The sequence below is a fragment of the Rhodococcus sp. C3V genome, assembly GCF_029269915.1.
Lineage (GTDB): Bacteria > Actinomycetota > Actinomycetes > Mycobacteriales > Mycobacteriaceae > Rhodococcus_F > Rhodococcus_F qingshengii.
On the sequence record NZ_JARJBE010000003.1, the window covers coordinates 254,322 to 272,829 of the forward strand.

18 protein-coding genes are annotated in these 18,508 nt (G+C 60.9%); 13 read left to right on the top strand and 5 right to left on the bottom strand.

Going from position 1 to position 18,508, the window contains the following annotated elements; genetic code table 11:
* Nucleotides 1-105: 105 nt before the first annotated feature.
* Nucleotides 106-1,416, bottom strand: a complete 1,311-nt coding sequence (locus tag P3G66_RS10130) for an HNH endonuclease signature motif containing protein (RefSeq protein ID WP_276116497.1) — start codon at nt 1,414-1,416, stop codon at nt 106-108.
* Nucleotides 1,417-1,501: 85 nt separating this feature from the next.
* Here P3G66_RS10130 and P3G66_RS10135 point away from each other — a divergent pair, with 85 nt between their 5' ends.
* From P3G66_RS10135 to P3G66_RS10160, 6 genes are all read left to right on the top strand, one after another.
* A complete protein-coding gene (locus tag P3G66_RS10135; RefSeq protein WP_276116498.1) occupies nt 1,502-2,068 on the top strand; it encodes a GNAT family protein in 567 nt (188 codons plus the stop codon).
* Between the two features lie 31 nt (nt 2,069-2,099).
* The gene (locus P3G66_RS10140) at nt 2,100-3,101 is read left to right on the top strand and encodes a helix-turn-helix domain-containing protein (RefSeq protein ID WP_276116499.1); all 1,002 of its coding nucleotides are present in this window, start codon (nt 2,100-2,102) and stop codon (nt 3,099-3,101) included.
* A 134-nt stretch (nt 3,102-3,235) separates the two neighbouring features.
* Nucleotides 3,236-3,646, top strand: coding sequence for a VOC family protein (locus P3G66_RS10145; RefSeq protein WP_047269632.1), 411 nt, complete (start codon nt 3,236-3,238; stop codon nt 3,644-3,646).
* A gap of 180 nt (nt 3,647-3,826) precedes the next feature.
* Entirely contained in the window at nt 3,827-4,966 is a 1,140-nt protein-coding gene (locus P3G66_RS10150; protein ID WP_276116603.1) for a serine hydrolase domain-containing protein, read from the top strand.
* Nucleotides 4,967-5,069: 103 nt separating this feature from the next.
* Entirely contained in the window at nt 5,070-5,918 is an 849-nt protein-coding gene (locus P3G66_RS10155; protein WP_003945658.1) for a mycofactocin-coupled SDR family oxidoreductase, read from the top strand.
* The gene (locus P3G66_RS10160; protein ID WP_276116500.1) at nt 5,915-7,375 is read left to right on the top strand and encodes an MFS transporter; all 1,461 of its coding nucleotides are present in this window, start codon (nt 5,915-5,917) and stop codon (nt 7,373-7,375) included. Before P3G66_RS10155 ends, P3G66_RS10160 begins: the two co-directional genes overlap by 4 nt.
* A gap of 30 nt (nt 7,376-7,405) precedes the next feature.
* On the opposite strand, the gene P3G66_RS10165 is transcribed toward P3G66_RS10160, so the two are convergent.
* A complete protein-coding gene (locus P3G66_RS10165) occupies nt 7,406-9,364 on the bottom strand; it encodes a glycoside hydrolase family 71 protein (protein ID WP_276116501.1) in 1,959 nt (652 codons plus the stop codon).
* A 44-nt stretch (nt 9,365-9,408) separates the two neighbouring features.
* Between P3G66_RS10165 and P3G66_RS10170 the strand changes: the two genes are divergently transcribed.
* From P3G66_RS10170 to P3G66_RS10180, 3 genes are read left to right on the top strand one after another with little or no spacing between them, the layout of a single operon-like run.
* Nucleotides 9,409-10,365 (top strand): daunorubicin resistance protein DrrA family ABC transporter ATP-binding protein, encoded by a 957-nt coding sequence (locus P3G66_RS10170; protein WP_003945489.1) that lies wholly within the window; start codon nt 9,409-9,411, stop codon nt 10,363-10,365.
* Nucleotides 10,362-11,162 (top strand): ABC transporter permease, encoded by an 801-nt coding sequence (locus tag P3G66_RS10175; protein WP_003945537.1) that lies wholly within the window; start codon nt 10,362-10,364, stop codon nt 11,160-11,162. Before P3G66_RS10170 ends, P3G66_RS10175 begins: the two co-directional genes overlap by 4 nt.
* Nucleotides 11,163-11,192: 30 nt before the next feature.
* Complete coding sequence (locus tag P3G66_RS10180; protein ID WP_276116502.1) at nt 11,193-11,822, top strand: TetR/AcrR family transcriptional regulator; 630 nt, start codon at nt 11,193-11,195, stop codon at nt 11,820-11,822.
* Here P3G66_RS10180 and P3G66_RS10185 read toward each other — a convergent pair.
* Entirely contained in the window at nt 11,813-12,607 is a 795-nt protein-coding gene (locus tag P3G66_RS10185; protein ID WP_276116503.1) for a putative protein N(5)-glutamine methyltransferase, read from the bottom strand. The genes P3G66_RS10180 and P3G66_RS10185 overlap by 10 nt on opposite strands.
* Before the next feature lie 209 nt (nt 12,608-12,816).
* Here P3G66_RS10185 and P3G66_RS10190 point away from each other — a divergent pair, with 209 nt between their 5' ends.
* The gene (locus tag P3G66_RS10190) at nt 12,817-13,977 is read left to right on the top strand and encodes a lipase family protein (protein WP_047269627.1); all 1,161 of its coding nucleotides are present in this window, start codon (nt 12,817-12,819) and stop codon (nt 13,975-13,977) included.
* 10 nt (nt 13,978-13,987) lie between these two features.
* Here the strand turns inward: P3G66_RS10190 and P3G66_RS10195 are convergent, their stop codons facing one another.
* Nucleotides 13,988-14,554, bottom strand: coding sequence for a TetR family transcriptional regulator (locus P3G66_RS10195; protein WP_007734055.1), 567 nt, complete (start codon nt 14,552-14,554; stop codon nt 13,988-13,990).
* A gap of 111 nt (nt 14,555-14,665) precedes the next feature.
* On the opposite strand from P3G66_RS10195, the gene zapE reads away from it, so the two are divergent.
* Nucleotides 14,666-15,613, top strand: a complete 948-nt coding sequence (gene zapE, locus P3G66_RS10200; protein WP_054781070.1) for a cell division protein ZapE — start codon at nt 14,666-14,668, stop codon at nt 15,611-15,613.
* Nucleotides 15,614-15,622: 9 nt separating this feature from the next.
* Here zapE and P3G66_RS10205 read toward each other — a convergent pair whose 3' ends face one another.
* On the bottom strand, nt 15,623-16,372 hold the full coding sequence (locus P3G66_RS10205; protein WP_276116504.1) for an AraC family transcriptional regulator: 750 nt from the start codon (nt 16,370-16,372) through the stop codon (nt 15,623-15,625).
* On the opposite strand from P3G66_RS10205, the gene P3G66_RS10210 reads away from it, so the two are divergent.
* Together P3G66_RS10210 and P3G66_RS10215 are read left to right on the top strand one after the other, a co-directional pair.
* On the top strand, nt 16,347-17,192 hold the full coding sequence (locus P3G66_RS10210; RefSeq protein WP_007734065.1) for an ABC transporter ATP-binding protein: 846 nt from the start codon (nt 16,347-16,349) through the stop codon (nt 17,190-17,192). The genes P3G66_RS10205 and P3G66_RS10210 overlap by 26 nt on opposite strands.
* Nucleotides 17,189-18,496, top strand: a complete 1,308-nt coding sequence (locus tag P3G66_RS10215; RefSeq protein WP_020906135.1) for an FtsX-like permease family protein — start codon at nt 17,189-17,191, stop codon at nt 18,494-18,496. Before P3G66_RS10210 ends, P3G66_RS10215 begins: the two co-directional genes overlap by 4 nt.
* The last annotated feature ends 12 nt before the right edge of the window (nt 18,497-18,508 follow it).

Here is an 18,508-nt window from a genome sequence, read left to right on the forward strand (position 1 = left end):
ATCGTGGGCACAGCTTCATCAAGCGTCACGGCCGGTTGGCACCGCATCGAGGTCTCCTTCGATGCGGTGCTCGGCCGTGTTCTGTTGTGCCCGAGGAGTACTACCTCAGGTTTTGAAGGTGGTGTTCGCCGGCCTGGGTTGCTGCCCGGGGTCGATCGAGGGCGGCGGGATGAACCACGGTTTGTTGTCGGCGCCGATTCGGATTTCCCATTTGCCGACGAACCCGGATTTCCGGTGCATCAACCGATGATGTGAACGGCACAGCAGGACCAGGTTGTTCATCACCGTCGGCCCACCGTTCGCCCAGTGCCGGATATGGTGCGCATCGGTCCAGGCGGGTACGCACGTGCAGCCGGGGAACGCGCAGCCCTTGTCTCGGGCGATCAACGCCACTCGTTGTTCGGCGGTGACCAACCTCTTTCCTGGTTGCGCATCCAAGGGCGCGCCGTGATCGTCGAGCAGAACAGTGGACAGGAAACAATCGCACCCGAGGAGTCGGGTCTGCGAGACCGAGAGTGGCCCGAGCCAGGGCATGTGCCCGACATCAAGATCGGACAGCTCCAGTGAGCCGTCATCACCCGAATCCGAAGACTGTGCGGCACAATCCCGATGCTCCGCCAAATCACGAGCATTGATGTGCACGTTCACATGCGGACGCTGACCACCATCGGTACCGGTCTTGGCGCAGTCCAGATAGCGGCGGATCAGTTCGGTGAACCCGTCCGCCGTGCGTTTCGCCGCCGACCGAGCATCCGGCGTCCCATCCGGTGCCGGGGTCGGCATCGTCAGATTCGACAACGCCGACAACAGCATTTCACCGGTCAGGGCATCGAAATCGCCGCGCACCACCACCCGACCATTGAGCGTCGAGGCGATCCGCAACTCATTGAGATCGACATCCTCGGCGGGCGGGATCTCATCCGATTCGAACAACCGCTCCAAGGTCGCGATCACGTTCCGCACTTTTGTCGTCGTCGCCTCAACTCCGGAAGCAGCCGCAAGCAGTAGGTCGATACAGCGAGGGAGCGCTTCGTCTGGCATGCCTTTCGGTGGTGATTCACAGAACGCCACGATCAACACGGCATGCTCGAACGAGCAGTCCCCGCCATCGAACCGAGCAGCCACCGCCGGAAACGGCCGCAAAGCTGCACCTAACGCGGCGATCTTTTTCCCGTCCCGAACCTGCAGCATCGTGTTGCCCGCCAACCAGGACCCCACTCCGCGGCTGGCGATCACCTGATCATCCGGGCGCATCGACATCTCGTCGACCACCGCCACCCGCACAGCCTCGAGACGCAGAATCTCCGCACTCGCCTCGATAGCAGCGGTACGCAACTCAGAAGCAGACAACTGCCACAGACGTCCACGTAACCCCACCGCAGAACCCGAAACCACGTCCGACAACAAGACACTCATTGAATCCCCCGATCCCCTCCCCAAATCATGCTCGAACATGCGTTCGAGTCAAGAGGTGCTTTTGGGCTCGCTCTAGGATCGCTGGATGTTCACGTTGACTACGGAACGCCTTGTTCTTCGAGATTTCACTGCCGCGGATGAAGGTGCCGTCCATCAGTACGCGTCCGACCCTGCCGTCTGTAGATATGTTGATTGGGGGCCGAACACCCCCGCGGTGACCAGGGCATTCCTGGCGGACGCGGCACTCGAAGCTGCGCTCGTCGAACGTCGCACGTTCACCCTGGCCATCACGTCGAAGGCCGATGGAGCGGTCATCGGCTCGATAGCTGTGTGGGAAGTATCCGCCGCGCACCGGCGGGCGGAACTCGGTTTTGTCGTGAACCCGAAGTTCCAAGGGCGGGGCTATGCGTCGGAGGCGGGGCGCGCGGTTCTGGAATTCGCCTTTGCTCGCTTCGGAGCGCAGCGAGTGCAGGCAACGTGTCGTCCGGAGAATTCGGCGTCGGCGTCGGTGCTCACCAAAATCGGAATGGAGGAGGACGGGCGAATGAGGGCACACATGGTGATCCGGGGGACCGCGGTGGATTCGCTGCTTTTTGCTGCAACACGACCCGCCGCCGTACAGCCAGAGATCACGTCATCTCACTTCGCGTGACCTTCCCGGGCCCTGGTGCGATACTCGAACCATGTTCGAGGATGCCTTGCTCATCGACGCGGCCGGCCGGCCCACTATGCAGCATCACCAGGCCTTTTCTCGGGACTGGGACCGCATCAAGGAGTGGTCCGACAACATCTACATGCCGTATACGGTCACGCCGATCGGAAGTCGGTTGAAGCCGGCTTCGGACATGTACTCCGCGGCAGTCGGCAAGATCGACGTCACCAGATTCTGTTACGGGATTCCGGTCTCCGTCGGTGAATGTTCGCCTGAGGCCGGAAACATTCTGGTTCTGACGACTATCAGAGGCAACGGTCGACATGCCCTCGGCGGAGGAACTGCGGTGAATACTGCAGTGGGGGAGACCTTTGTCACCGACTGTAGCCGGACCGACTACTTCGTCGAATTCGACGAAGATCATCTGCAGCTGAATCTCACTGTGCCGCATCAGCTTGTCGCCGATCACGCCATGCAATGGTTCGGGTCGGTTCCCGACGACCGTCTGTGGCGGCACAAGTGCACCATTGGCGGGCGGGGCTCGAGTTGGCTGGCATTGATGGACTACGTCGTTCGCGCAATTGCAGAGTCGCCTGAGGCGGTGTCGAGCGAAAGGCTGGGTGCCAGGGTTCAAGAACTCATCGCGGCTCAGCTTCTCGACGAGTGGGCGACGCAGGCCGGGCTGCAACTCGGCGTCGACGTCGCCTCCGCCGAACCTGCCTACGTGCGATCTGCAGAGGAGTTTATCGATACGTTTGCTCGCTCGGTGCCGACGGCATCGGAGATCGCGGCTGCGGTGGGTGTCAGTGTCCGGGCGCTCACTGCGGGATTTCGACGGTACCGAGACACCACGCCGGGGCAACGATTGCGCGCGCGTCGGTTGGAGGGAGTACGCGGCGAACTGTTGCGTTCCGACGGGAGAACCGTCTCCGAAATCGCCAACGCCTGGGGCTACGTCAATCTGGGCATGTTTGCGGCCACATACCGGAAACGGTTCGGAGAGTTGCCTTCCGAGACCCGGAATCGACTCTGAGGACAGTTGTTTGAACGGTCATGACGATCGTTTTACGCACTCGATGAACTGCCGTGATCCGTTGTTTCGTATCGGAGCGTTCTGCAAGGATTGAAATCGAACGTGACAGCAATCCCACGAGCTAGGAGTACGTCATGGCAACTCGACTCAATCCGTACATCAGCTTCAACGGCAATGCCCGTGAGGCGTTGGAGTTCTACAAAGAAATCTTTGGTGGCACGCTGGCGCTGAGCACGTTCGGTGAGTTCGGCAATCCCGGTGAAGGCGGCGACAAGATCATGCACGGAATGCTCGAAACCGATCAGGGATACACCCTGATGGGTGCCGACACTCCGCCCGGCATGCCGTACAACCCCGGCGACAACATCACGGTCAGCCTCAGCGGCGACGACGGCGACGTGCTGCGCGGGTACTGGGAGCAACTGTCGGGAACAGGTACGGTCAGCGTTCCGCTTGAGAAGCAGATGTGGGGCGACGAATTCGGCGCCTGTACAGACAAATTCGGCATTTCCTGGCTGGTGAATATCGGAGCGCCCCAGAGCTGACTCCAAGCTCTGCCCGGTTCTGCCGAAACGAGACAGTTTTCCTGCCGTTTCGAGGCAGAACCGGGTATGTGATCGCCGTTACATTCTGTTCGACAAGACAAGTTACAAGTCGGATGGAGAAATGCAGTGACGATCGAAGATATTGCGCGGAAGCCCCTTTCGAAGCAGCACCTCGACGACGTGCTGGCGCGAGCAACTCAGCGGGCTGACCGAGTCCCGGGTGTCGTCGCGATGATCACGGATCGAGAAGGCAACATCTACGAGGGTGCAGCCGGTGAGCGGGCTCTCGGTCACGGCGAACCGATGACCCTCGATACAACCTTTGCGCTCTTCTCCACCACCAAGGCGATTACCGGTACCGCTGTCCTGCAATGTGTGGAGGAGGGGTTGCTCGATCTCGATGCACCTGCAGCGACCTATGTTCCCGACATCGGTGAGCTGAAGGTCCTGGACGGTTTCGATGCCGGCGGAAACCCCGTTCTTCGGGAACCCAAGCGTGACATCACCACTCGCATGCTGCTCCTTCACACTGCAGGGTTCGGCTACGACTTCTTCAACGAGTCGTACAACCGGCTCTCGCAGGAACATGGGCAGCCCAGCGTGATCACGTGTAGCAAAGCGGCGCTCACGACACCGCTGCTCTTCGACCCGGGTGAGAAGTGGGAGTACGGCACCAACATCGACTGGGCCGGACAGGTCGTCGAGTCGATTCGAGGTCAGCGACTCGGCGATGTCATGCGTCAGCGCATCTTCGAACCTCTCGAGATGGCCGATACGGCATTCACGATGAGCCCGTCGATGAAGGATCGACCTGCGCCGATCCATCAGCGTGAGAGCGACGGAAGCCTCACTCCGCTCATCGGATTCGAGCTTCCGGCCGAACCCGAGGTGCACATGGGTGGTCACGGTTTGCACGGCACTGTCGGCGACTACATGAAGTTCATCCGTATGTGGCTCAACGACGGCGCGGGCACTTCGGGTCGCGTGTTGTCGTCGGAGACGGTAGCTGCAGCCGTTCAGAACGGGCTCGAAGGCCAGCACGTGGGGTTGTTGCCCGGAGTTCTCCCGACGCTGTCCAACGATGCGGAATTCTTCCCCGGTGTACCCAAAGGATGGGCATACTCCTTCATGACAAATGAAGAGGTGGCACCCACCGGTAGGCCGGCCGGATCGCTGGCTTGGGCGGGTCTTGCCAACCTCTATTACTGGATCGACCGGCAGACCGGCGTCGGCGGGTTCTGGGCAACGCAGATTCTGCCGTTCGCGGACGCTGGATCCATCAACGGATACCTGGAATTCGAGACCGCCGTTTACCAGTGATCGGCTGGATTCCCGCTGTCCGGGATCGACTGTTTCTTTCGGGCGGGTTCGGAGTACGCATGCAGTACAGCGCACGCTTGCATACGACGAACTAGGAGACGGCATGAACAGCCTCGAAGGCAGCTTCGAAGGAAAAGTTGCACTGATCACCGGCGCCGCACGCGGTCAGGGGCGCGCCCACGCTGTCGCATTCGCGGAGCGTGGCGCGGACATCGTGATCTGCGACCGGTGCGAGAACAGTGATGTCGTCGCCTACCCCCTCGCAAACGAGGAGGATCTGAAGGAAACCGTTCGTTTGGTGGAAGCCACCGGTCGTCGGTGCATTGCCGTCAAGGCAGACACTGCTGATCGCGACGCAATGGACGCGCTCGTTGCCCGCGCTGAAGCCGAGTTCGGCCGTGTCGACATCGCCGTCGCGAATGCCGGTGTGTCCGTGCCCGCTCCGATCACGTCGATGACGTCGGCGCAGTGGAACGAAGTCATCTCGTCGAACCTGACCGGTGTGTTCAACACCGTTGCGGCCGTGTCAGGTGGAATGGCGGAACGTGGTTACGGTCGCATCATCACGATTTCCTCGATGATGGGTCGCTCCGGTGGCACCCAGATGGCTGCGTACGGCGCCTCCAAGTGGGGCGTCATCGGTTTGACGAAGAGTGTGTCGCTCGAACTGGCAAACTCGGGTGTGACCGTGAATGCTATTGCACCGGGGAACATCTCGACGCCGATGATTCACAACGACATGATGTACGCGATGATGCGGCCTGACCTCGAATCGCCGACGGCAGACGACGTCGAACCCGTGTACGCGACTCTGCATGCGCAGCCGGTCGGTTGGCTGGATCCCTTCGAGATCACGCGAGTAGTCCTGTTCCTCGCCGCCGACGCGAGTGCCCACATGAGTGGCATCGTGGTTCCTGTCGACGCCGGAGTCGCCGCTCGCTCGAACGCTTGACGGACAAGACCGTTCGCGCGAAAGCGCGGACCGGGTGGGTCGTCGGCGTCCTGAGTCTGAGCGGCGTGGTGGTCGCGCTGCAACAGACCTTGGTGGTGCCGGTGCTGCCCGAGTTCGCGACGGCATCGGGAGTATCGTCGGCCACCGCTTCGTGGCTGGTGACCTCGACATTGCTGACCGGTGCCGTCGCGACCCCTCTCATCGGCAGACTCGCCGACATGTTCGGAAAGCGCGCGATGATGCTCGTCTGTCTTGCCGTGATGATCGTCGGCTGCATGGTTGCGGCGCTCAGCCAGAGTTTCTGGTTACTGATCCTCGGACGCTCGTTGCAGGGGTTCGCGACGGCACTTCTGCCCGTCGGAATCAGCATCATGCGCGATGTCCTTCCTCCGGAAAAGCTCAGTGGTGCAGTAGCTCTCATGAGTGCGACGTTGGGGATCGGCGGCATGTTCGGTATGCCGATGGCGGGGGTGATCTCGGCGCACTGGGGGCTACCCGCGCTTTTCTGGGTCACCGGTGGATTCGGGGTCGTACTGATAGTCGTCTTGCCTCTGGTGGTGCCGGAATCGGCTGTGAAGAGTCGCGGACGCTTCGACTTTCTGGGAGCCACAGTCCTCACGCTCGCTATGACTGCACTGCTGCTGGCCGTTTCGAAAGGAACAGAATGGGGCTGGGCAAGCCCCGAGGTTCTGGTTCTGATCGCGTCCGGCGTGGTCTTGCTCTGTGGATGGATTCCGTGGGAACTGCACACGCCGGCACCGCTGGTCGATCTGCGGACTTCCCTTCGCGCTCCGATTCTGGTTTCGAACGTCTGCGCAGTATTACTCGGTTTTGCCATGTTCATCAGCGCGTTGGCGGCAACGCAGGAACTTCAGTTGCCCCTGGCGTCGGCGGACGGTCTCGGACTCTCGGCTGCCGAAGCCGGACTGGCGATGATGCCGGGCGGAGTCCTGATGATCGGATTGGCGCCGGTGTCGTCGAAGGTGACGAGGCGATGGGGAGCGAAGGCCACGTTGGCCTCAGGAGCGATCGTCATCGCAATCGGATACGTCTTGCGTGTGATGTTGACGCCGACGCTGGTCAATATCGTGATCGGCGCTGCCGTGGTATCGGCCGGTGTGGCATTTTCCCTGGCAGCCATGCCGACTCTGATCACCGAATCTGCGCCGATCCATCAGACTGCCTCGGCCAACGGATTCAACAGCCTGCTCCGTTCGGTCGGTACCTCCACCGGAAGCGCCGTTGCGGCAGCGGTATTGGCCGGTTCGACGGTGGTGATCGGTGCGAGCACTGTGCCGACCCTGCATTCGTTCGCGGTTTTGTACTGGATCGGAGCGGGCGTATCGGCACTGGCGGCCGCGGTGACCTTGGCAGTGAGGGTGGAGCGGACGGGGGCGGTATCGCGGCCCGAGTTACCAATTGCAGCCGAAACCGATGGCGCAACGAAGATCGGGTGAGTCGACGGACTCACCCGATCTTCGTCACCGTTATCTCCGACTGGAATCGACCAGGTACTCGAGATTCTGGTTGTACGGTGTGGCCGTCACCGCCGCGTGCGAACTCACCCGAGATACCTCGGTAGTGCCGCGAACGACAGAGGCCTTGATGGAACCTACTTTCAACGGGGCGATGCAGCTGCTCATCCCGGCCGGGGCATTGCAGGTGGTAATCGTGGTTCCCACCGTCACTTTGACGACTGCGGGAGCGGTCAAGAAGGTGAGAACCTCGACGGTATCGCGAGCGGGGGATGACCATTGGCGCAGTGTCATAGGGGCAGCAGAGCGATTGACGGGGACCGCGGAGACCGACTGATTGCGATAGACGAGATACGCGGTGTCGCGAACAATCGCGGGTGAGGCGCCGGAGCGGAAGCTGTACAGCCCGTAGGAACTCATGTCGAGTAACGCGCGCCCATGACCGGCGCTGGGTGCGAACGACGTTCCCTCGCTGTAGTCGTTCCAGGTGACGAGCTGTACCCATTCACTGTTGGACGCAATCGCAATCTGCCACATGTTCTGCAGATTCTGTGAATTCTGTGCCTCGTCGTAGATCGACTGACTCGGACGAACATCTTGGAAGGCGACTGGCTGCATCCATATCTTTCCCAAGGAGTGAGCGGCAGCAGCAAGCCCCATCGGAGAGTTCGGGTTCGATCCCGAGAGCGGATTTCCTGCCGGATTTCGGTTACCCCAATTCGACATCCCGTAGCTGATCGATGCAAAAGAATTCCGGTTGGCTGCTGCGTCGAGGAAAACCGGAACAAATGCCACATTTATTCCGTAAGAATTTTTCATAATAGTGATGAACTCCGACCACCAGCCCGCAGTCTTGTTTTCGGCAAGAAATGGCGAGATCACTAGTCGTCCGTCGCTCAATTTGAACGATGATGCCATGGTCGAATACGGTTTCATCTCTGCTGCCATTTGAGCTGCGGTCATGTTTTTGAACGCGCCGTTCATATCAGGCATGAGCATGATCTTGAAATTCGGATCGACTGCTGCGGCCGCTTTGATCAGGGCTGTGGGCACGGTGGAACCCCACCAACTGGTGTCGGTTGCCTTGGCGATGATGTCGACGGAGAATCCGTCGATGCCCGTGGCGATTGCCGAACGAACTTCGTTTTCGAGGTCGCGTTGGCGCCACTGCGTATCGGCGATGGGTTGCCGCGGTGTCGGCCGATCGCGGAGGAATCCTCCGTAGCGAACGTGTTTGTTGTTCTCGCCGTTGACCGTAAGATATTGTGTCGCATAGTAATCGCCAGACGGATTCGCATTGTCGATCGAAACCGGATAGGGCGGGAAGTAGTGAGCGAAAACCAACTTTCCGTTCAGTGCTGACTTGGGTGGAATGTCGAAGGGCAGCGCTGCAGATTCAGGATTCGCCGAGAACGAGGCCGGCGTGTACGTCGGCGCGGAGCGCGGTTGTGTGTTGTACGCGGCGATCAGTGCGGCCGCGACAATCACGGCCAGGGTGAAGCAGATGGTCTCGAAGGAATATTTCGCCGTTTTTCGGATCCACGGAGTTCGGATGTATCGAGTTCTGATACTCATGGCACAGTCAGCCTTTCTCGATCCCCCGAAGTGTGAGTCTTCCCCGCGTGCACTGAATCGGTGATTCAATTCTTTTCGGCCTCTGCCTGATTTGTAATTCGAGATTCGACACCATAAGTCAACCGTCACCGGCCCGAGTGTCACTTGCTGAACGAGTGTAACGCTGCCGCGTTCATCATGAATACCTGAAAGCGGTCTTTGTTCAAGAATTTCGGGTTTTTCTTTCCGGTATATATCCGTCGAAAGGTCGGTGAAATTTATCGGCTGTATTGGACAGGACTGGGACGTGTGGTCTGTTCCGTACCTCGTGGCCGAAAGGCACCGGCGAAACCAGGGAGGTGATTGCAGCCGGGCAACTGACGAAATTTCCTGGAATGTGTCGGCCTCCTGGGTCACACTGGGGAACGGACTACCGACGGATTACCGACGCGGGAGGGCTCATGACCGAAGCGATTGTGGCCGAGGGGCTGGTCAAGAAGTACGGCGACGTCACGGCATTGGACGGCATCGACCTGGAAGTGCGCGAGGGTTCGGTGATGGCTCTGTTGGGCCCCAACGGCGCCGGAAAAACCACTGCGGTAAGGATATTCACGACGCTGCTCATTCCCGACGGTGGACGCGCCAAGGTTGCCGGGCTGGACGTGGTCGAGGATGCGCGGGCGTTGCGATCCAAGATCGGTGCTTCGGGTCAGTACGCCGCGGTCGACGAGTACCTGACGGGCTACGAGAATCTGGACATGGTCGGGCGGCTGTATCATCTCGGCGCCCGAAGCAGTAAGGCCCGAGCGCGTGAATTGCTCGAGCAGTTCGATCTCGTCGAGGCTGGAGATCGGCCGGTCAAGGGCTATTCCGGTGGAATGCGGCGACGTCTCGATCTCGCCGGCGCATTGGTTGCTCGGCCACAGGTGTTGTTTCTCGACGAGCCGACCACGGGCCTCGATCCTCGGGCGCGACTCGGTCTCTGGGACGTCATCGAAGGGTTGGTGGCTCAGGGGACCACGCTGTTGCTCACGACGCAATACATGGAGGAAGCCGAGAGGTTGGCCGACCAGATCGCCGTCATCGACCGCGGCTCGGTCATCGCGCGCGGTACTGCAGACCAGTTGAAGGCGCGGGTCGGGGGTGAGCGCATCGAATTGAGCGTGCACGAGGTCGAACATCTCGACATCGTCCGCGAGGAATTGCGCTCGCTTGCCGTGGGGGACATTCAGGTTCAAGAGAATGTCCGTCGCGTCACTGTTCCTGTCGACGACGGCACCGACGCGTTGGTCGCGGCGCTGAATCTTCTGTCGGCACGAGGTATCCGCGTATTCGACGTCGGCCTGCGCAGACCCACTCTCGACGATGTCTTCCTCACACTGACCGGGCACCAGGCTGAACTGGAGGATCAGAAATGACCGTGCAGATGGCGCTCGAAGACGGTTTGACCATCGCCAGGCGAAACTTGATCAAGATCAAGCGCGTTCCGGATCTGCTGGTGTTCACCACTTTGTCGCCGATCATGTTCGTGCTCTTGTTCGCGTATGTGTTCGGCAGTGCGATCTCCGTCCCGGGCACGTCGTATCGAGAATTCCTGATCGCCGGAATCTTCACGCAGACGGTCATATTCGGTGCTACCTGGACTGGTTTGGGGATGGTCGAAGACATTCAGAAAGGAATCATCGACAGATTTCGATCGCTGCCCATGGCTCCGTCTGCCGTGCTGACAGGCCGAACATCGAGTGACGTGTTGATCAACGTCATCAGTTTGGTGGTCATGTCGTTGACCGGTCTTCTGGTCGGGTGGCGGATTCACTCCAGTTTCCTCGAAGCGGTGGCGGGTTATGCGCTGCTTCTGTTCTTCGCGTACGCGTTGTCGTGGGTCATGGCTGTTGTCGGGCTTTGGATCCGGACACCGGAGGTATTCAACAACGCGAGCTTCATCGTCATCTTTCCGCTGTCGTTCATCGCGAACACTTTTGTCGAGACCACCAATCTTCCCGGCCCGCTCAAAGTGATCGCCGAATGGAATCCGGTGTCGGCGGTTACTCAGGCGGTGCGTGAATTGTTCGGCAATACCAATCCTGCGATGACGGTTCCGGATGCGTGGCCGCTGCAGAATCCGGTCATCGCGTCGTTGTTGTGGACTTTCGGTTTGCTGATCGTCTTCGTGCCGTTCGCTATTCGTCGGTATCAGAAGGCAGTCAGCCGCTGACCTGGTGATTCCGGCCGGTAGGGTGGATGTGTGCCGGAGCCCGAACGCATCGACAAACGCAGCCTGAGATACGCCGGGCGACGTGAGGAGTTGCTCGACGCGCTGACCCGCTACGTCATCGACAACGGTGTCGGGGAGTTGACGGTGAGGCAGCTCGCCAAGGCCGTGGGTGTGTCGCATGCGTCGTTGCTCAACCATTTCGAGAGCAAGGAGAATCTGCTCTCCGAGGTCATCGAGAACATGCGTGGTGAGTCCATTCCGATTGCGGTGCCGATGAAACCGGGGGTCGATCCGGCGACAGTGCTGACTGCGTGGTGGACCGAACGTACGACGCCGGAGGTCCTGCCGCGGTTCCGGGTGATGGTCGAGATCTACGCCCTCGCGCTCGGCGACCGCGACCGCTACGGACGGTTCCTGGACCGTTTTGTGGGCGATTGGATCGAGGCACTGGAAGCCGGTCTACGACAAGCGGGTTGCCCCGAGGACGATGTTGCCTCTGTCGCTACTCTGTTGCTCTCGCAAATGCGGGGTCTGTCGATGGATCTTCTGGCCACCGGGGACCGGGCCCGCGTCGATCGCGCGTTCGGGCTTTTTGTCGACGGCTTTGCCGCCCGCGCTCGGGAGTGGTCCACGCCAAGATCCGATCGCCTTCAACACTGACCGATCACCACGGTCGACGCGGTCTCGCTGTAGGTTGCCACCCGAGTGAGAAACCCTCCCCGAGTGAATGTTTCAACAGTCATTTCGACCTGCTCCGTACTCGTCTCGACGAGAAGACAGCCACCCGGTCGTAGCCACGGCGCGGCGTCCGCGATGATGCGACGCTGCAGGTCCAGTCCGTCGGTACCGCCGTCCAACGAGACCAGCGGTTCGTGAAGACGGGCTTCGGGCGGCATCAGCCTGATCGATTCGGTGGGGACGTAAGGCGCATTGGCGACGACGACATCCACGCGACCGAGTAATTTCGTCGGCAGTGGTTCGAATAAATCGCCTTCGAGTACACGCTCGGGCGGTGTGATGTTTCGGCGAGCGCACCGCACTGCGGCCGGTTCCACGTCTACCGCGTACAAATCGACGGCGTCGAGCGTCGACTGCAGGACAGCACCGACAGCTCCTGAGCCGCAACACATGTCGACGACGACGCTTCCTGGGGTGACAAGTGAGCAGGCCTGCCGGGCGAGGAACTCGGTGCGCCGGCGTGGGACGAAGACTCCGGAGTCGATGTGAATGCGCAAGCCGCAGAACTCGGCCCATCCGAGGACGGGCTCGAGTGGTTCGCCGGCAACTCGTCGGTCGACCATCGCGTCGAGTTCATCGCGAGAGCGTGCGGTGTGAAGAAGTAGGCGAGCCTCGTCTTCGGCGAAGACGCAACCTCCTGCTCGGAGGATCGCGGCCACCGACTTCTGCTGCGAAGCAGGGAAGGTCGGGAGATCAGGTGCTGACATGAGAGAGCCTTTCGGCCTCCTGATCTCGCGGGGGACCTGCACGTATCGAACACCGCCACCCTACCCGAGCAGGCGTGTCACGACGGTAGATGCGGAGCGGAAATTTAGGTTGACCAAATGGTAAGGCTGTTCTATGGTCTGAACTCGATCAGCTGATGTGGGGCCGATCACCACATATGCACCGTCACCGCAATCGGTAGGAGAAGTACGTGAGTAAGCGACTGTGTAGGACGCTCGTCGGACTGAGTGCGAGTGCGTTGGTGGCGTTGACAGTTGCGGCGCCGGCCGGAGCGGAACCGAACGATGCTCCGGGTGCTGTCGTGAGTCAGGAGTTGCTCGGTCCCGACCGGGTGATCCCGGGTGCCGTGAGCGCAACGAAGGTGACGTACTGGTCGACGGGCCCGAAGGATGCGCCGATGACGAGTACCGGTGTGGTGTATCGCCCAGAGGGAGCTCCCCCCGAGGGTGGTTGGCCGGTCATCTCCTACGCGCACGGGACGGTGGGTGTCGCGGATCAGTGTGCGCCGAGCAGCAGTGTTCCACTCGAACGGACCGCGACGCATCTGGGTCACTGGCTGGAGCAGGGATACGCGGTCGTGACCACCGACTACGTGGGGCTCGGAACACCCGGTGTTCACCCGTATCTCGACGGTCGTTCCGCTGCACACAGCGTTGTGGACATGGTGCGTGCCGCTCGTGCGGTCGACGACGACCTGTCGAGCGCATGGGTTGCGATGGGGCAGTCGCAGGGCGGGCAGGCGACTATGTTCACCGCTTCGCTTGCCACTGCTTACGCGCCGGAGTTGGACTACCGCGGCGCTGTCGCCACTGGTGTCCCCTCGAACATCGAGAATCTTCTACCGCTCGGTGGTCCGGCTTTCCCGGCGCTTCCGCTCAAGGGTACGACGGTCTACATCGCGAACGTTCTTGACGGACTGCGTGCTTCGCGGCCGGATATCGACATCGACTCGTATCTGACCCCGCTCGGCAAGACCATCCTCGACGACGTCGAGAACAACATGTGCTACACCGAGGCGCGCACGAAGTACGGAACCGTCACACTCGGGCAGGTGCTGACGAAGTCGCTGGACAATCCAGTATTCATGGAGGCTGCGCGTGACTTGCTCACTGTGCCGACCGCAGGATACGACCGCCCGTTCTTCATCGGTCAGGGGTTGTCGGACATCGATGTTCCGGCACCGCTGACACTGAAGTTCGCGGCCGACCTTACTGCCAACGGTGTCGACTTTGCATTCCATACCTATCCCACTGATCATCTGGGAACCGTTCCGGCTTCGGTTCCAGACAGCACCCCGTTTGTCGCGGCACTGTTCTCTGGTCAACGGCCCTGCACCGGAAGCCTCTGCTGACCAACATCTTTCAGGCGGCACCAACTCCGCGCAGATAGATGTCGATCGGGATCCGAAGTTGCCGAACGGTTTCGGAGGAGCGGGGATCTCGGCTACGCGCTCCGAGGCAGTAGTCGAAGATCAAGCCCTCCAGAAGGCTCAGAAAATTTTCGGCGGCGACGTCAGGATCGTCAACGCCAATGATGTCGAAGACAGGCCTTGCCTTCTCCCGTGAAAACAGGCTGTCTTCGAGGAGTTGGTGCAATGCCGAATCTCGGGGAGTTTCCAAGAGCAGTGCATATCTCGCGATCAATTCGTGTCTGCGGTGCGAAAGAAGATCATCGAGATACTCGGCCGTCAGGGCAGCAGGATCGCTGGGCCTCTCGCGGAGTTCGTCGAATATCGAACGTGACCGGTGCACGATGTGCAATGCGGTTGCTTCGAGTAGTGCCTCGCGAGTGCGGAAATAGTACGACGTCGAACCGGCAGGAAGTTCCAGGGACTGATCAACCGCCCGATGGGTGAGTGCACGCGGGCCCTGCTCGGCGATGATCGTGACGGCGGATGCCGCGATGAGGGCTCTGCGATCAGGCTTCATGTCGTTCCTTGTTGTCGATGTTGCATGCTGCAGATGGTGCGTCGTGAGGGTCACATTGACTCGATTTGCCTTCGATCACTAGCCTCGACTCTACAGACGTAGAGGAGTCTTATGCTACTGGACGAAGAGCAGTTGGCGGCACGCGAAGCCCTCGACGCACTGCAGGCCCGGATCTCGGGCGGTGAGGTCGGGGGTGGGATCTATCTCTGGGGTAGCGTCGGCCGCGGGAAGACGATGCTCATGGACGAGTTCTACGACGGGCTCCCGGTCGGCAAGCGGCGCATTCACTTTCATCGGTTCTTTGCAGATCTGCACTCTCGGGCGCATGAACTCGGCTCGATGGGCGTGGCACTGGATCACGTCGTCGATGGAATCCGTGTGCTCTGTTTCGACGAGTTCCACCTCGACGACGTCGCCGACGCCATGTTCATGGCAAGGGTTCTCGACACAATCGTCGCGAAAGGCGTGACTGTTGTCGTCACGTCCAATGTTCCGCCGACCGATCTTCTTCCCAATCCGCTTTTTCACGAGCAGTTCGTTCCGTCGATCGAGTTGATGGAGCGGACTCTCGAGGTGATCGAGTTGGGTGGCTCCGTCGACTATCGGACGGCAGGACAGCCAGGTGCCGGGGACTACCGATTTGCGACAGGGGAATTCCTCGTCGGCTCGGGAATTACGCGGCCTTCGGGCGAAAGTGTCGAATTGACGATAGGCACACGCACATTGGAGTGCTCGGCGATTCGAGACGGTGTCGTTTGGTTCGATTTCGAGGTGCTGTGCGCTGGTTCGACCGCGGCTGCCGATTATCTCGCGCTCGCCGCACGCTTCGACGACTGGGTGATCTTCGGAGTGCCGGTGCTCGCCCAGGCGTCGGAATTTGCCCTTCGCCGTTTCGCGAATGTCGTCGATGTTCTCTATGACGTCGATGCGCGGCTGACGATCTACGCCGACGCCTACGTCGAAGAAGTGGCAGGCAGCCTCCGGGACGTGCCGGGGTTGGCGCGCCTCTACAGTCGTCTGTCGCTACTGGCGAGGTCGGCGGCGGGCAGCATCAGTTGAGGAGTAGCGTCAATTCCAGGTGAGGCCGCCGGTCGCGGCGCTGGGCGTGAGCCCGAACATACTGTGGCAGATACGGTTGAGATGGGCGCTGTCGGTGAAGCCGGCCTCGTGGGCACTGGTTGTCAGGCTTGCGCCACCGCTCATCACTTCCATGGCGCGTCGTAGCCGCAACCAACGAATGTAGGTCGAAAAACTCATCTGCAGTTGATCGTTGAAGATTCTTCCCAATCGGCCGGGCGAGATGGAGACCAGCGCGGCGGTGTCCGTCACCGTTATCGGCCCCGAAAGTCGCTCGGGCAGTATCGTCAGAGCATGCTCGAGTGCAGGGTGAAGAGCGCCTAAGTTCGACGGCTGTCTACTTTCGGACAGTGAATCGATCAGCCTCGCTGCGTATTCCAGATCCGAATCAGCGCCACGGTCCGTCATCGCTACTGCGGTCCGCCCACGGTCCGACCAGTCGGCCACACCACCGTGCTCGGATACAGGCGGCCTGATGCGCCGGCCCATCCCCGTGGTGGAGTCAATGTAAATCGCTCGTCCCCGCGCACCCTCGGAGGCGGACAACGCGTGGACCGCCCCGGATGGAATGACCACGGACCGCACGACTTCACTGTGGCCGTCCCCGTCCGTGACCGTGACGTCCCCGTCGTCGACGATCATGATCTGAACGGCGGCATGCGAATGCATGTGCGCGGATCCCACTGCGCCGGTGAACATGAGAATTCCGGGCTCCATGTGGACGGCGCCGGACCAGGTCATGTCGGAAATCATAGTGACGACCCTGACAGAGCTCGGGGTCCGGTCATCCTCCGGTAGGACCGCACTCGGTTCGAAGATCGTGCGCTGGGCCGATGTGCTGGCGAGGGGTTCACGAGAAGGTGGAATCATGAACAACGCACAAGCACCCGCAGTCCTGTCGGTCCACGCGCTGGGCAAGTCGTACGGCGACGTTCCAGTGCTCCGAGGTGTATCGCTGGAAGTGCGCGCCGGTACTGCTACGGCCATCATGGGTCCTTCAGGGTCGGGCAAGTCGACTCTGCTGCATTGCATGTCAGGAATCGTCAAGCCCGACTCGGGAGCAATCCTGCTGAGCGGCAGGCATATCGAGAACCTCGGTGAGAACGACCGCAGCCGCCTCCGACGCGAGTCGTACGGATTCGTTTTTCAATCGGGCCAACTGTTGCCGGAGCTTCCGGCGATCGAGAACGTCGCTTTGCCCTTGGTGCTCAACGGGTTGTCCATCGCCGAAGCCAAGCGGACGGCGCACGGCTTCTTCGCGCCATTGGGACTGGACGGGCTGCAGGACCGTCGCCCGGGTCAGATGTCGGGTGGGCAGTCGCAACGTGTGGCGATTGCGCGAGCGTTGGTGACCAAACCCGCCGTTCTCTTCGCAGACGAGCCGACCGGTGCCCTCGACGCGCAGACGAGTTGGGAAGTGATGAGGGTGTTGCGTGATTCGGCTCAACAGATCGGTTCTGCGTTGGTCGTCGTCACTCACGATGCCGAAGTCGCTCGGTGGTGTGATCGCACGATGATGATGCAGGCCGGTTCGCTCGTCGGGACACAGGTGGCGGCATGAAGGCCACAGCGCGCGTTGCATTGATGACGGTGCGAGGTGAAGGCCGAAAGGCCTTGAGTACCTTCGCGCTCCCAGTGTCCGCATTTGCCGCCTCGACGACGTTGTTGCTGACGGTGCTCGGCGGCTACGGTGCATTTGCGGGCAGATCGAGCGAACCCGAAGCCGAGGCGTACCTAGCGCTCGCAGGGGTTGCTTCGGTGTTGATGATCGTTCCAGCCGTCACTCTCGGTCTGGCGGCGGCCCGCTTGGGCGCGCGCCGTCGCGACGAACGACTTGCCTCGCTGCGACTCATCGGATCCACCCCTCGCCAGATCGTTGCGCTGTGCGCTGCGGAATCGGGTATCCAGGGCTTGGCCGGTGCGTTGATCGGTGTGGTGGGATACCTCCTCGCGTTGCCGCTCGTAGCTCTCTTGAGATTTCAAGGTCGGACATTCGAGTGGAGTGAGCTTTGGGTAGGCGCACTTCCGCTGGTGGGCATCGTATTCGGAATGACCATCCTGGCTGCTTTGACGTCGATGCTCGGGATGCGCCAGGTGTTCGTGAGCCCGTTGGGCGTCACGGCGGGCAATCCCAGCGCCGCACCGAAGATGATCTTCGCGGTGGCTGGGGTGGGGGTTCTTGTGGGGTGGAGTGCATTCGGGGGCTCCGCGGCAAGCATCGCGGCAATCCTGGTGGGCCTTGGTCTCTGCTTCGGCGTTGTTGCGTTGGTCGGTCCGTTCGTCATTTCGCTGCTTGGACGGATCATGCTCAAATGCGCCAAAGACGGTGCTTCGCTGATTGCGGCGCGTCGGGTCTTGGATAATCCGAAGGCTGTGTGGCGCACGGTCAGCGGTGTGACGATGGCCAGCTTTGTTGCCGCAGGCACATCTCTCCTCGCCGCGATCGGCAACGGGGAAGGGCAGGATTTGCAGCCAGGGCAGGAGTTCCTGTTCGCGGACATGAGAACCGGGGTGTTGTTCACTCTCGGAGCAACATTCACTTTGGCGGCAATCTCGTCTGCGCTCACCCAGGTATCCGGGATCCTCGACAACCGTGAGCTGTATCGGAGTCTGACTCTGGCCGGTACACCTGTCGAGGTGATGGACAGCGCCCGCATGCGGCACGTTCGCACTCCCGTGGTGGTGATGGCACTGGCCGGCGCCGGCGCTGCACTGCTGTTCCTCTTCCCGCTGGCAGGGGCAGCCGTATTGACCACTCCGATGGCGCTGGTTCAGTTGGGCGTCACCCTGGCTGTGGGGATCGCGTTGGTGTTGGCCAGTGCGTTTGCAGCCAAGCCCGTCATGCGACGGGTACTCGCGGGCTGAATCTCCACCGAT